Raw genomic sequence first — 13,004 nt, 5'->3', positions numbered from 1 at the left:
CGGTCACCCGGCGCCGGGCTCGACCGTGAACGTGTCCGAGCTGGCCGCCGCGCCGGCCGGAGTGGTCACGATGAGCGGGCCCGATGCGGCTCCGTTCGGGACGATCGCCCGGATGCGCGTGTCCGTCACGTCCGTCGCCGGAGCCCGCACGGTACCGAACCAGACGAACGTCGCGGACCCCAGCCCCGTCCCTATGATCGTGATCCGTGTTTCGGGCGGGCCGCTGTGAGGCTCGAACGCGGTGACGCTCGGGGTGAGGGCGTGGTCCCGGCCCTGTGGCGCGGGTGCCAGCAGAGTCGAGAAGACGTCGCGGAACTTCTCCGCGGTTTCGCGCGAGAACTGGCCGACGAGCGCCGCGATGGCCGCGATCCCATACGGGTTGATGTCACCCGCGCCGCCTGCCGGCGAGGTCAGGCCGCCGCGCACCACGAGGTAGACGATGAGGCCGAAGAGGGCGCCGACGATCGGGAGCAGCAGGTACATGAGCAGCCAGCTTCGGCGCAGCGCCCGGTTCCCGGCGTACCAGTAGAACGACCGCAGGACGTGCGCGACGCCGCCGAGCGCGCCGGCGGCCATCACGATCACGAACAGGCTCGTCTCTCGTGACATCGTCGGCGACCATCCCGGGAAATGGACGGTCTTGGCGGCGGGGGTGACCTCCGTGCGCCCGTCCGGGCCGGTCTGCGGGCCCGCCGGCCACGCCTGGACGAGCACGATCACCAGCACCGCCGTGACGATCAGCAGCACGGCGAACACGACGACGATGTCGCGGCCACGAGCGTATTGCCCTCCTGGCGGCACCGACTCCGGGGACGGTCCGGTCACGGCTCTCCTCAACGGCTCGGCGCGGGCTACTCAGCCGGTAATCCGCTCGGGTCCGCGCGGCGTTTCGCAATGCGCGGGTCGAGCCGCGCCCAAGATTGCGACAATCCGTTGCAAATTGGTGGAGTCTTCATTAACGGTTCGCCGCCTCGCCGAGGCCGCGCCCTACTCTCCCGCCATGCGCCGAACAGCAGCAGCACTCGCGACCGTCCTGAGCGCCGGCCTCGCCGTCGGCGTGCAGCCGGCCGCCGCGGCGGAGCCGCCCACCTGCGCCACTCCCGCCGACCACCAGATCGCCGACGTCCAGGGCGGCGGCGACGCGAGCCCGCTCGCCGGGCGGACCGTCCGGGTCGAGGGGGTCGTGACGGCGGACTACCAGCGGTCCGACCAGCTCAAGGGCTTCTTCGTGCAGGACCCGACGCCCGACCGCGATCCGCGCACGTCCGACGGGATCTTCGTGTACTCCACCGCCGAGGCCGCGGTCGGCGACCGGGTCCTCGTGACCGGCAAGGCCGTCGAGTACAACGGGCTCACCGAGCTGTCACCCGTCTCCGCCGTCGACGTGTGCGGCACGGGGCGGATAGCCCCGGCCGCCGTCCGGCTGCCCCTGGCCGGCGGCGCCGCGCTGGAGCGGTACGAGGGCATGCTGCTGCGGTTCGGGCAGCGGCTCACCGCCACCGAGGTCTACCAGCTCGGACGGTACGGGGAGGTCACCGTCTCCGCCGGCGGCCGCCTCTTCCAGCCCACCGACGGGCACGGGTCGACGCAGGCCGGCAACGACGCGCGGAACCTGCTCATCGACGACGCGTCGAACGTCCAGAACCCGGACACGATCCCGTACACCGACCCGCGCGTCCTGCGGATCGGCGACTCGGTGCACGGGCTCACCGGCGTGCTGAACTACGGTTTCGGCGAGTACCGGCTGGAGCCGACGAAGACGGCGCACTTCGCGAACACGAACCCGCGGCCGGCGAAGCCGCGGCGGGTCGGCGGCGACGTGCGCGTCGCGAGCTTCAACACGCTCAACTGGTTCACGACGCTGGACAGGCGCGGCGCCGACACCGCGGAGGAGCAGGAGCGGCAGCTCGCCAAGCTGACCGCCGCGCTCACCGGCCTGGACGCCGACGTCGTCGGGCTCATGGAGGTCGAGAACAACGGTGACACCGCCGTGGGCGCGCTCGTCGACCGGCTGAACGGGCACGCCGGGGCCGACAGGTACGCCTGGGTGCGGCATCCCCATCCGGGGACCGACGAGATCCACGTCGCGCTCATCTACAAGCCGGCCAAGGTCACCCCGGTCGGCGCGGCGCGCTCGTCCGAGGACCCGGTCTTCGACCGCCCGCCGCTCGTCCAGACGTTCCGGCCCGCGTCCGGCGGGACCGCGTTCACGATGATCGTGAACCACTTCAAATCGAAGGGCTGCGGCGACGCCACCGGCGCCGACGAGGACCAGGGCGACGGGCAGGGCTGTTACAACGCCCGCCGCGTCGCGCAGGCGAACGCGATCCGCGCGATCGCGGACGGCGCGGAGAACCCGCTCGTCGTCGGCGACCTCAACGCCTACACGTCCGAGGACCCGGTGAAGGTGCTCACCGGCGCCGGGCTCGTGTCGCAGACGCAGCGGTTCGTCCGCCCCGCCGACCGGTACAGCTACGTGTTCGACGGGCAGTCCGGCGAGCTGGACCACGCGCTGGCCGGACGGTCCCTCTCCGGCCGCGTGACGGGCGCGACGATCTGGCACGTCAACAGCGACGAACCGGTGTTCCTCGACTACAACACCGAGTTCAACCCGCCGGCCTTCTACCGGCCGGACGCGTTCCGATCGTCCGACCATGACCCCGTCCTGCTGGGGCTGGACCTGCGCTGACACCCATCGGGCCGGCCGTCCGAAAGTGCCGGCCGGCCCCTCGCGCACGGGGATCACGACGCGTATGATCCAGGTCACATTTCTAGTGATCGGTGCGCTGAGATGACGGAAACCGCCCCTGCCCCCGCTGCCGCCTCCGCCCCCGCTCTCGCGTTCGGCATCGGTCCCGACGGGACCTACACCCGGCCGGGGCAGATCGCCGCGTTCATCCTCGGCCTGTTCACGATGGTGGTCTTCGTGCCGCTGGTCGTGGTCGCCGCGCTGCTCTACACCCGCGCCGAGACCCGGTTCGCCGAGGACCCGGCCCGCGCCCGCACCCTCGTGAACTGGTCGTGGGCCTGCGTCGGGGTCCCGGCCGCGCTGGGGGCCGCCGCCTCGGTCGTGGTCGCCGTCCTCCAGCTGCTCGTCTAGCCCCGGCGGAACCGTCTACAACGCGGGGTTCGCGGGGAACGTCGGGGAAGAGGACCGCCGTCCGGCGGGTTGGCACACGATATGACCGTGCGCTTCTCCGTCCTCGATCTCGCCCCCGTCGTCAGCGGCTCCACCTCCGGCCAGGCGCTGCGCAACACCCTGGACCTCGCCCGGCACGCCGAACGGCTCGGCTACCACCGGTACTGGCTCGCCGAGCACCACGCGATGCCCGGCATCGCCAGCTCGGCGACGGCCGTGCTGATCGGGCAGGTCGCGGCGGCCACGAGCACGATGCGGGTCGGGTCCGGCGGGATCATGCTGCCGAACCACGCGCCGATGGTCGTCGCCGAGCAGTTCGGGACGCTGGAGGCGCTCTACCCCGGCCGCATCGACCTCGGACTCGGCCGCGCCCCCGGCACCGACCAGGCCACCGCGCTGGCGCTGCGCCGCTCCCCCGACGCGCTGTCGGTGGACGACTTCCCCCAGCAGGTCATCGAGCTGCGCGACTACTTCGGCGCCGGCAGCAAGGTGACGCCCGCCGCCGGGAACGAGCCGCCGATCTGGCTGCTCGGCTCCAGCGGCTACAGCGCCCGCCTCGCCGGGCTGCTCGGGCTGCCGTTCGCGTTCGCGCACCACTTCAGCGCCGAGAACACCGAGCCCGCGCTGGCGCTGTACCGCGACTCGTTCCGTCCCGGCGCGCTGGACGAGCCGTACACGATGATCGGCGTGTCGGTCACCGCCGCCGCCACCGACGAGCGGGCGCGCGAGCTGGCCGCCCCGCAGGCGCTGAGCTTCCTGCGGCTGCGGCAGGGGCGCCCCGGCCCGCTGCCGACGCCGGAGGAGACCGCCGCCCACCCGTACACGCCGCTGGAGCGGCAGATGATCGACGCGCGGCTCGGCGACCAGGTGCTGGGCGCGCCGGAGACCGTCCGCGCGCAGATGGACGCGCTCATCGAGCGGACCGGGGTCGACGAGGTCATGGTGATGACGCAGGTGTTCGACCACGCCGACCGGCTGCGCTCGTACGACATCCTGGCCGACCTGTACAAGGAGGACTTCGCGGCCACCGCGGGCTGACCCCCGGCCGGGTCAGCCGGCGAAGGCCTCCGCCAGGACGTCCAGGCCCTCGACCAGCAGCTCCTCGGGGATGACGAGCGGCGGCAGGAAGCGCAGCACGTTCCCGTACGTCCCGGTCGTCAGCACGAGGAGGCCCCGCTCGTGGCAGCGGCGCGCGATCAGCGCGGTGAGCTCGGGGTCGGGCTCCTTGGTGCCCGGCCGCACCAGCTCGATCGCGACCATCGCGCCGCGGCCGCGGACGTCCCCGATCGCCGGGTGCTCGGCGGCGAGGCCGCGCAGCCGGGGCAGCATGACCTCGCCGATCCGGCGGGCGCGCGCGGTGAGCTTGCCGTCCTCGATCTCCGCCAGCACGGCGAGGGCCGCCTCGCAGGCGAGCGGGTTGCCGCCGTAGGTGCCGCCGAGGCCGCCGCCGTGCACCTTGTCCATGATGTCGGCGCGGCCGGTGACGGCGGCGAGCGGCAGCCCGCCGGCGATGCCCTTCGCGGTCGCGACGAGGTCGGGGACGATCTCCTCGTGCTCGCAGGCGAACATGTCGCCGGTGCGCGCGAAGCCCGTCTGCACCTCGTCCGCGATGAACAGGATGCCGTTCGCGCGGCAGAACTCGGCCAGCGCGGGCAGGAACCCCGGCGCGGGGACGATGAACCCGCCCTCGCCCTGGATCGGCTCGATCAGCACCGCGGCGACGTTCGTCGCGCCGATCTGCTTGGTGATCTGGTCGATGGCCTGCTCCGCCGCCTCCGGCCCGCAGTTCTCGGGGCCGGTCGGCCAGCGGAACGGGTACGCCAGCGGCATCCGGTACACCTCGGGCGCGAACGGGCCGAACCCGTTCTTGTACGGCATGTTCTTCGCGGTCAGCGTCATCGTCAGCAGCGTCCGGCCGTGGTAGCCGTGGTCGAACACCACGACCGCGTCCCGCCCGGTCGCGTACCGGGCGATCTTCACGGCGTTCTCCACGGCCTCGGCACCGCTGTTGACGAGGAGGGACCGCTTCTCGTGGCCGCCCGGCGTGATCCGGTTCAGGTTCTCGCACACGGCCACGTACGACTCGTACGGCGCGACCATGAAGCACGTGTGGGTGAACCGGTCGGCCTGCGCCTTCACCCGCTCGGCGACCCGCGGGTTCGCGTTGCCGACGCTCGTCACCGCGATGCCGGAGCCGAAGTCGATCAGCGAGTTGCCGTCGACGTCGACCACGACGCCGCCGCCGGCGTCGGCCACGTACACCGGCAGGACGCTGCCGACGCCCGGCGGCACCGCCGCGACCCGCCGTTCCTGCAGCGCACGGGAGCGCGGCCCGGGGATCTCGGTCACGACGCGGCGTTCCTGCGGCGGCAGGCCGCCGTTCGCCTCAGGGGCGGGGTCATGGCTGGTCATGGCCTGAACATAAGCCGGGCACCGCCTACGATGAACCGTACGGGACGGCGAAATCCGCCCCGCGAGGTAGACACTTTGCACAGGGATGGACATGCCGCCGACTCTGCCCGCCGTGGCCGCCCTCCCCCAGCTCGGCCTCCGGTCCCGCACCGGGCCGCTCCCGGACGCGACCGTCGTGTGGGTGGCCGTCAGCGAACTGGAGGACCCGACCCCCTTCCTCGAAGGCGGCGAACTCGTCCTCACCACCGGCATGCGGCTGACCCCGGCGAACGCCGCCGCGTACGTGTCCCGGCTGGTCGGGCGGGGCGTCGCCGGGCTCGGCTTCGCCGTCGGGGTCATCCACGAGACCGTCCCGGCGGAGCTGCTCGCGGCGGCGCGCGAGCAGGGGCTCGCGCTGCTGGAGGTGCCGCGCCCCACCCCGTTCATCGCGATCGGCAAGGCGGTGTCGCGGATGCTCGCCGCCGAGTGGTACGAGGACGTCACGCGCGCGTTCCAGGCGCAGCGGGAGCTCACCCGAGCCGCGCTCACCGGGCCGGGCGCGCTCGTCACCCGGCTCGCGCGGCTGCTCGGCGGGTGGGCGCTGCTGCTGGACGCGTCCGGGGCCGTCCAGCACGCCGAGCCGCCGAGCGCCCGGGGCCGCGCCGAGTCGCTGGCGCCCGAGCTGGCCCGGCTGCGCCGCCGCTCCGCCGCGAGCGCCTCGCTGGCCGTCCCGGACGACCACGTCGCGGTGCAGCGGATCGGGCTCGGCGGGCGCTCGCGCGGCTTCCTCGCCGTGGGCGCCGCAGCGCCGCTGCCGCCCACCGCGCACACGATCGTCGGCGCTGCCGCCGCGCTGCTGACGCTCCAGTCGGAGACCCCGCGCACCGGCCGCGACCTGCGCGCCTCGCTCGCCGCGCTGCTGCTCGGGCGGCCGGGCGACGGGCCGTCCGTGCCGCGCGGGCCCGTCCGGGTGCTGGCCTGCGCGGGCGGGACCGCCGTGCTGGACGCGCTGGAGTCCGACCCGGCGGGCGAGCACTGCCTCGCGCTGCCGCTGGACGGCCACTGCGCCGTGATCGTCCCGGACGAGGCCGCCGGGACGGTCGAGGCGCTGCTGTCGGGCACGGGCCCGATCGGGGTCAGCGCGACCTCGGCCGGCGATCCGGCGGACGCCCTGCGGCAGGCGGAGGAGGCGCTGGCCGCGGCCAGGCACGCGGGCCAGGACGTGCTCCACCACGCCGACCTCCCGGGCCAGGGTGTCCTCGGCCTGCTGGACCCCGGCCTCGCGCGCCCCTTCGCCGACGCGCTTCTCGCACCCCTGCGCGAGGACGACCTGGTCGATACGGTGCGGGCCTATGTCGCGGCCAACGGGCAGGGGGAGGCGGCGGCGCGCGCGCTGGGCGTCCACCGGCACACCCTCCGGTCCCGGATGCGGAAGGCGGCCGAGCTTCTGGGACGCGACCCGGACGACCCCGCCGTCCGGGCCGAACTGTGGATCGCACTCGCCATCACGTCCAACCACGGGCGCCGGATTGGACACGATGGAGACTCCCAATCCGGCCCGCCCGCATTAGCGTGAACGGTATGAACGTGACTCCCTTCTGGCTGGCCGGCCGGCCCGAGACCGGTGACGGTGAGCTGACCGTTACGCATCCCTACGACGGCCGCGTGGTCGGGACGGCGGCCGTCCCGACGCCCGCGCAGGTGGAGGAGGCGATCGCCGCCGCGGACGCGCTCCGCAAGCAGGCCGCGGCGCTGCCGCTGCACGTGCGGGCCGAGGCGCTCGCGCACGTGTCCGCGCGGCTCGCCGAGCGGGCCGAGGAGGTCGCCCGGCTGATCACCGCGGAGAACGGCAAGCCGCTGCTGTGGGCGCGCGGCGAGGTGACCCGCGCGATCTCCACGTTCCGGTTCGCCGCCGAGGAGGCCCGCCGCTTCAGCGCCACCACCCAGCGGCTCGACACCGACCCGGCCGCCGAGGGCCGGATGGCCTACATCACCCGCGTGCCGAAGGGCCCGGTGCTCGGCATCTCGCCGTTCAACTTCCCGCTGAACCTCGCCGCGCACAAGATCGCGCCGGCGATCGCGGCGGGCGCGCCGATCGTCCTCAAGCCGGCGCCCGCGACCCCGCTGTCGGCGCTGCTGCTCGGCGAGCTGCTCGCCGAGACCGGCCTGCCCGCCGGGATGTTCTCGATCCTGCCGGTGCCGAACGACCGGGCGTCCGCCCTGGTCGACGACCCGCGCCTGCCGATCGTGTCGTTCACCGGCTCGGTCCCCGTCGGCTGGGCGATCAACGACCAGGCGCCGCGCAAGCACGTCACCCTCGAACTCGGCGGCAACGGCGCGGCGGTCGTCCTGCCGGACGCCGACCTCGACTGGGCCGCCCAGCGCATCGGGCTGTTCTCCAACTACCAGGCCGGGCAGAGCTGCATCGCCGTCCAGCGCGTCTACGTCGACCGGTCCGTGTACGAGGAGTTCGTGCCGAAGCTCGTCGACACGGTCGCGTCCCTCGTCACCGGCGACCCGTGGGACGACAAGACCCAGGTCGGCCCGCTCGTCAGCCAGGAGGCGGCCGAGCGCGTCGAGGCGTGGGTGGACGAGGCCGTCGCCGCGGGCGCGAAGGTCCTCACCGGCGGCACCCGGGAGGGCGCGGCGTACGCGCCCACCGTGCTGGCCGGCGTCCCCGCCGACGCCAAGATCTCCCGCGAGGAGGTCTTCGGGCCGGTCATGTTCGTCCAGCCCGTGGACGGCGTCGACGAGGCGTTCGACCTCGTCAACGACTCCAAGTTCGGCCTCCAGGCGGGGATCTTCACCCGGAACCTCGACATCGCGTTCCGCGCGCACCGGGAACTCGACGTCGGCGGCGTCGTCATCGGCGACGTCCCGTCCTACCGCGCCGACCAGATGCCGTACGGCGGCGTGAAGGACTCCGGCGTCGGCCGCGAGGGCCTCCGGTCGGCCATGGCGGACTACACCGAGGAAAGGGTCATGATCTTCACGGGCCTGCCGCTCTAGTCCCGGTCGCGAGGCCCTGCGTACAGGCCGGTGCGCAGGGCCCCGGCGGCCTCCGACAGCGCCTCCCGGAACCGCCCGCCCAGGGACCAGGTGTTGGCGAACCCGTGGATGAGGTCCTCCTGCCGCCGCACCGCGACGCGCACCCCGGCCTTGTCCAGCCGCTTCGCGAACTCCTCGCCCTCGTCCCGCAGCGGGTCGAAGCCCGCCGTGGCGAGGTACGTCGGCGGGAACCCGCTCAGGTCGTCCGCCAGCATCGGCGAGGCCTTCACCTCGGCGCGCCGCTCCTCCGGGACGTAGTGGTCGGCGAACCAGACCATGTCGGCGTCGGTCAGGTAGAAGCCCTCCTCGAACAGTTCCCGCGACCTGCGCCGGACGGTGAAGTCGGTCGCCGGGTAGAACAGCAGCGCGAAATCGGGCGTCCGCTCGGCCAGCAGTCCGACGACCGCCGCGAGGTTGCCGCCCGCGCTGTCGCCGCCCACCGCGATGGCGGACGGGTCGGCGCCCAGCTCCCCGGCGTGCTCGACCGCGTACGCGTAGGCGGCGAGCGCGTCGTCCGGCGCCGCCGGATACGGGTGCTCGGGGGCGAGCCGGTACTCGATCGACAGCACCCGCACCTCGGCGTGCACCGCGAGGTACCGGCAGACCGTGTCGTGCGTCTCGATGTCGCCGACGACCCATCCACCGCCGTGGTAGAAGACGAGGAGCGGCGACCCCTCCGCCAGGCCCTTGGGGGTGTAGAGCCGCGCCGGCACACCGCCCGCGTCGACCTTCCGCGTCGCCACCGGACGCGCCGGGACCCCCGGGAGGAGCACCTTCGTCCTGGAGAGGCCCTCCCGCGCGTCCTCGACCGTGCCGCCGGCGAGCCTCCGCTCGCCTTCCAGGCGCATCATCAGCAGCAGCAGCTGCGTGTCCAGCGCCAGCCGCTGCCCGTCCCGGTACACCGGCGCACCGGCGATCAGCCGCTTGACGGGCTCCGGCAGCGCGAACACGCTCCGCAGCATCCGTCCCGCCACCGAGGGCGGCACCATCTCGATCAACGACGCCACACGAACCTCCAACCCTGGGGGATTGCGGACACCGTACTCCGCGGTAGCCCCGGGCGCCTCTACGCGGCGCGCTCCGATTCACGGCGGGTGAGCACGAGGGGGCCGTCCTCGGTGACGGCCACGGTGTGCTCGGAGTGGGCCGTGCGCGAGCCGTCGGCCGACCGGATGGTCCAGCCGTCGGGGTCGTAGACGATGCGGTCGGTCGTCCGGGCGAACCAGGGCTCGATCGCGATGGTCAGGCCGGGCCGGAGCGTGAGACCGCGCCCGGCCCGGCCCTTGTTCGACACGTGGGGCCCCTCGTGCATGGTCCGGCCGAGGCCGTGGCCGCCGAACTCGTCGTTCACCGGGTAGCCGTAGTCACTTGCCACCGCCGAGATCGCCGCCGAGATGTCGCCCACGCGGTTGCCCGGGCGCGCCATCTCGATGGCCGCCTCCAGCGCCTCCTCGGTGGCGCGGATGATCCGCAGGTCCTCCTCGGCGGCGGTCCCGACGACGACCGTGCGCGCCGAGTCCGCCACCCAGCCGTCGATGCCGACCGCCAGGTCCGCGCTGAGGACGTCCCCGTCGCGCAGCGCGTAGTCGTGCGGCAGGCCGTGCAGGACGGCGTCGTTGACCGACAGGCAGATGACGTTGCGGAACGGGCCGTTGCCGAAGGAGGGCGCGTAGTCCCAGTAGCACGACTCCGCGCCGCGCTCCTTGATCATGGCGCGGGCGTGGTGCTCCAGGTCGAGGAGGTTGACGCCCACGTCGGCCAGCCGGCCGACCTCGGAGAGCACCTCGGCGACGAAACGCCCGGCCACGTGCATGCGCTCGATCTCCGCAGGCGTCTTCAGTTCGATCACGGGGTACCTCGCGTACGTGGAGTGCCGGTATTTCTATACCGACACTCTAGCGCCTTGACGGTATAGAAATACCAGCCCTACCCTGGGCGCATGGTCCGCCAACCGCTCACGCCCGAACAGATCGAAGCCGGCAGGCGTCTCGGCGCCCTGCTGCGCCGCGCGCGGGCGGGACGCGACCTCGCGGACGTCGCGGAGGCGGCGGGCATCTCGCCGGAGACCCTCCGCAAGATCGAGACCGGCCGCCTCCCCTCCCCCGGATTCGGCACGATCGTCCACCTCGGTCAGGCGCTCGGCCTGCCGCTGGAGGAGCTGGCGGCCGCGTGGCGCGGCACCGGCCTGCCCCTGGAAGCCGTCTCCTAGCCGCCCTTGCGGAGCAGCAGGTAGCCGCCGGGGAGGCGCTCGTTCTCGTCCGGGCGGCGCAGGAGGCGCGCCACCTCGGTCAGCCCGGTCCGGCCGGAGAGGCCGGCGATGTGGTCGATCGGCCAGGAGTGGGCGCCGATCACCTTGTGGTCGTACGGCTCCGGCTCGGGCCCGTCGGAGGCCAGGAAGGCCACGAGCAGGTGCCCCCCGGGCGCCAGCACGCGGTGGAACTCGGCGAAGGCGCGCGGGAGGTCCGCCGGGTCCATGTGGATGATCGAGTAGTAGGCGAGGGCGCCGGCCAGGCCGCCGTCCGGGAGGTCCAGCGCCGTCATCGTGCCCTCGGCGAAGCGCAGGTGCGGGTGCTCCGCGCGCGCTTGGGCGATCATCGCGGGCGACAGGTCGATGCCGGACGCGTCCAGTCCGGCGGAGTGCAGGAAGGCCGTCAGGCGGCCGGGGCCGCAGCCGAGGTCGGCGACCGGGCCCCGGCCCCGGACGAGGTCCGCGAACGCGGTGAGCAGCGCCCGGTCGAGCGGCATGTCGTCCAGGGCGTGGCGGAAGGTGTCGGCGTAGAGGGCGGCGACGGCGTCATAGGCGTCCCGCGTGGCGGTCTCGGTCATGGGGCCCGACGTTAGCGAGCGTGCCGGGGGACGCGCATTCCGCGCGCCGCCGGCCTGCCCGGCGCGAGGCCGGACAGCCCGGCCTCGATCGCCGCGGCGGCCCGCCGGCAGAACGCCTCCGGCTCGTCGGCGGCGTCCGGGCGCTCGGCGACCAGGGCGTCGGCGATGCCGTCGCGGAGCAGGTCCGCGGACCGGACGCCCTGGGACGCCGCCATCTCGTCCACCCGCTCCGGCGTCCGGTGGACGATCACCGACGCGCCCTCCGGCGGGAGCGGGGACAGCCAGGCGTGCCGGGCCACCAGCACCCGGTCGGCGGGCAGCAGCGCCAGCGCCGCGCCGCCCGCGCCCTCGCCGAGCAGCAGGCACAGCGTCGGCGCGGGCAGCGTGATCAGGTCGGCGAGGCAGCGGGCGATCTCACCGGCGAGCCCGCCCTCCTCCGCCTCCGCCGACAGCACGGCGCCGGGCGTGTCGACCACGGTGACCAGCGGGAGGCCGAGCTGGGCGGCCAGCCGCATGCCGCGCCGCGCGACGCGCAGGCCGGCCGGGCCGAGGGGGTGCCCGGCCCGCTGGCTGCCGCGGTCCTGGCCGACCAGGACGCACGGCGCCGCGCCGAAGCGGGCCAGGGCCAGCGTGAGGCCCGGGTCGGCCTCCCCCTGCCCGGTGCCCGACAGCGGGGTCACGTCGGCCGCGCCGTGCCGCAGCAGTTCCCGGACGCCCGGACGATCGGGGCGCCGGGACCGCACGATCGAGTCCCATGCCGTCCCGTCCGGCGCGCTCTCCGCGGGCAGCGCCGCCGGGGCCGAAGGAGGCCGCCCGCACAGGACGTCCAGCGCGCGGGCCGCGACCTCGGCGAGATCGTCGATGCCGACCACGGCGTCCAGCAGGCCCTTCGCCGCGAGGTTCTCCGCGACCTGCACGCCGGGCGGGAACGGCTCCCCGTGCAGCCCCTCGTACACGCGCGGGCCGAGGAAGCCGATCAGCGCGCCCGGCTCGGCGGCGGTCACGTGCCCGAGCGACCCCCACGAGGCGAACACCCCGCCGGTCGTCGGATGCCGCAGGTGGACGAGGTACGGCAGCCCGGCGGCGCGGTGCGCGGTGACGGCCGCCGTGATGCGGGCCATCTGGACGAACGCGGCCGTCCCCTCCTGCATCCGGGTGCCGCCCGAGGACGGCGCCGCGAGCAGCGGCAGCCTCTCCGCGGTGGCGCGCTCGACGGCCGCGACGATCCGGTCGGCGGTCGCCAGGCCGATCGAACCGGCGAGGAAGCGGAACTCCGACACGACGAACGCGACGCGCCGTCCCCGCAGCAGGCCCTCCCCGGTGAGGACGGCCTCGTCGCAGCCGCTGCGCTCCCGGGCGGCGGCCAGGTCCCTGCCGTAGGGCGAGCCGGAAGGAGGCTCCCCCGCGGGTGGTTCGTCCCATGATGTCCAGGAGCCGTCGTCCAGCACGCGGCGCAGCAGTTCGCGCGCCCCGACCCGTTCCGCCACGCCGCCCCTTCCGCCGGTCTTCCCAGCATGATGGCCGTTGGGCCGGGCCATCGGGCACCCGGGGGTGGAGACTGGGAGCGACCCCGGCAGAACGCCCGGCGAAGGAGGAGCAC

Annotated in this window: 12 protein-coding genes; 6 read left to right on the top strand and 6 right to left on the bottom strand. The window is 74.2% G+C overall.

All coding sequences use genetic code 11. From position 1 onward, the window contains the following. Positions 1-3: 3 nt before the first annotated feature. A complete protein-coding gene (locus tag SM611_RS28155; protein WP_371953238.1) occupies positions 4-825 on the bottom strand; it encodes an IPT/TIG domain-containing protein in 822 nt (273 codons plus the stop codon). Between the two features lie 175 nt (positions 826-1,000). Here SM611_RS28155 and SM611_RS28150 point away from each other — a divergent pair, with 175 nt between their 5' ends. The 3 genes from SM611_RS28150 (at position 1,001) to SM611_RS28140 (ending at position 4,177) form a co-directional block, all read left to right on the top strand. Then, the gene (locus tag SM611_RS28150) at positions 1,001-2,689 is read left to right on the top strand and encodes an ExeM/NucH family extracellular endonuclease (RefSeq protein WP_371953236.1); all 1,689 of its coding nucleotides are present in this window, start codon (positions 1,001-1,003) and stop codon (positions 2,687-2,689) included. 102 nt (positions 2,690-2,791) lie between these two features. Continuing rightward, positions 2,792-3,100 carry a hypothetical protein gene (locus SM611_RS28145; protein WP_371953234.1) on the top strand — a complete coding sequence of 103 codons (309 nt, stop codon included), beginning with the start codon at positions 2,792-2,794 and terminating at the stop codon, positions 3,098-3,100. 81 nt (positions 3,101-3,181) lie between these two features. After that, positions 3,182-4,177 (top strand): LLM class flavin-dependent oxidoreductase, encoded by a 996-nt coding sequence (locus SM611_RS28140; RefSeq protein ID WP_371953232.1) that lies wholly within the window; start codon positions 3,182-3,184, stop codon positions 4,175-4,177. Positions 4,178-4,189: 12 nt separating this feature from the next. Here the strand turns inward: SM611_RS28140 and gabT are convergent, their stop codons facing one another. Continuing rightward, positions 4,190-5,551: a 4-aminobutyrate--2-oxoglutarate transaminase gene (gene gabT / locus SM611_RS28135; RefSeq protein WP_371953231.1), complete on the bottom strand. Its 1,362-nt coding sequence runs from the start codon at positions 5,549-5,551 to the stop codon at positions 4,190-4,192. Between the two features lie 91 nt (positions 5,552-5,642). On the opposite strand from gabT, the gene SM611_RS28130 reads away from it, so the two are divergent. Further along, on the top strand, positions 5,643-7,106 hold the full coding sequence (locus SM611_RS28130) for a PucR family transcriptional regulator (protein ID WP_371953230.1): 1,464 nt from the start codon (positions 5,643-5,645) through the stop codon (positions 7,104-7,106). 5 nt (positions 7,107-7,111) lie between these two features. Beyond that, on the top strand, positions 7,112-8,539 hold the full coding sequence (locus SM611_RS28125; protein ID WP_371953228.1) for an aldehyde dehydrogenase family protein: 1,428 nt from the start codon (positions 7,112-7,114) through the stop codon (positions 8,537-8,539). Here the strand turns inward: SM611_RS28125 and SM611_RS28120 are convergent. Together SM611_RS28120 and map are read right to left on the bottom strand one after the other, a co-directional pair. Beyond that, positions 8,536-9,585 carry an alpha/beta hydrolase gene (locus tag SM611_RS28120; protein ID WP_371953226.1) on the bottom strand — a complete coding sequence of 350 codons (1,050 nt, stop codon included), beginning with the start codon at positions 9,583-9,585 and terminating at the stop codon, positions 8,536-8,538. The two genes, SM611_RS28125 and SM611_RS28120, sit on opposite strands and share 4 nt — an antisense overlap. A 59-nt stretch (positions 9,586-9,644) precedes the next feature. Beyond that, positions 9,645-10,427, bottom strand: coding sequence for a type I methionyl aminopeptidase (gene map, locus SM611_RS28115; protein ID WP_371953225.1), 783 nt, complete (start codon positions 10,425-10,427; stop codon positions 9,645-9,647). Between the two features lie 90 nt (positions 10,428-10,517). Between map and SM611_RS28110 the strand changes: the two genes are divergently transcribed. Then, the gene (locus SM611_RS28110; protein ID WP_371953223.1) at positions 10,518-10,787 is read left to right on the top strand and encodes a helix-turn-helix transcriptional regulator; all 270 of its coding nucleotides are present in this window, start codon (positions 10,518-10,520) and stop codon (positions 10,785-10,787) included. Here SM611_RS28110 and SM611_RS28105 read toward each other — a convergent pair. Continuing rightward, positions 10,784-11,404 (bottom strand): class I SAM-dependent methyltransferase, encoded by a 621-nt coding sequence (locus SM611_RS28105; protein WP_371953221.1) that lies wholly within the window; start codon positions 11,402-11,404, stop codon positions 10,784-10,786. The two genes, SM611_RS28110 and SM611_RS28105, sit on opposite strands and share 4 nt — an antisense overlap. A gap of 11 nt (positions 11,405-11,415) precedes the next feature. Further along, positions 11,416-12,942 (bottom strand): carboxyl transferase domain-containing protein, encoded by a 1,527-nt coding sequence (locus tag SM611_RS28100; RefSeq protein WP_371953220.1) that lies wholly within the window; start codon positions 12,940-12,942, stop codon positions 11,416-11,418. Positions 12,943-13,004 lie beyond the last annotated feature (62 nt).

The organism is Actinomadura monticuli (genome assembly GCF_041463655.1).
In the GTDB taxonomy this organism is placed as follows: domain Bacteria; phylum Actinomycetota; class Actinomycetes; order Streptosporangiales; family Streptosporangiaceae; genus Spirillospora; species Spirillospora monticuli.
Note: the sequence above shows the minus strand (reverse complement) of the source record. Positions and strands in the feature narration are given on the sequence as shown.

Bases quoted from the DNA above. Each gene is read 5' to 3' on its own strand.
- SM611_RS28150 (WP_371953236.1), top strand. From the start codon at position 1,001: ATGCGCCGAACAGCAGCAGCACTCGCGACCGTCCTGAGCGCCGGCCTC.
- SM611_RS28140 (WP_371953232.1), top strand. From the start codon at position 3,182: ATGACCGTGCGCTTCTCCGTCCTCGATCTCGCCCCCGTCGTCAGCGGC.
- SM611_RS28110 (WP_371953223.1), top strand. From the start codon at position 10,518: ATGGTCCGCCAACCGCTCACGCCCGAACAGATCGAAGCCGGCAGGCGT.
- gabT (WP_371953231.1), bottom strand. From the start codon at position 5,551: ATGACCAGCCATGACCCCGCCCCTGAGGCGAACGGCGGCCTGCCGCCG.
- SM611_RS28125 (WP_371953228.1), top strand. From the start codon at position 7,112: ATGAACGTGACTCCCTTCTGGCTGGCCGGCCGGCCCGAGACCGGTGAC.
- SM611_RS28130 (WP_371953230.1), top strand. From the start codon at position 5,643: ATGCCGCCGACTCTGCCCGCCGTGGCCGCCCTCCCCCAGCTCGGCCTC.
- SM611_RS28105 (WP_371953221.1), bottom strand. From the start codon at position 11,404: ATGACCGAGACCGCCACGCGGGACGCCTATGACGCCGTCGCCGCCCTC.
- SM611_RS28145 (WP_371953234.1), top strand. From the start codon at position 2,792: ATGACGGAAACCGCCCCTGCCCCCGCTGCCGCCTCCGCCCCCGCTCTC.
- SM611_RS28100 (WP_371953220.1), bottom strand. From the start codon at position 12,942: ATGGCCCGGCCCAACGGCCATCATGCTGGGAAGACCGGCGGAAGGGGC.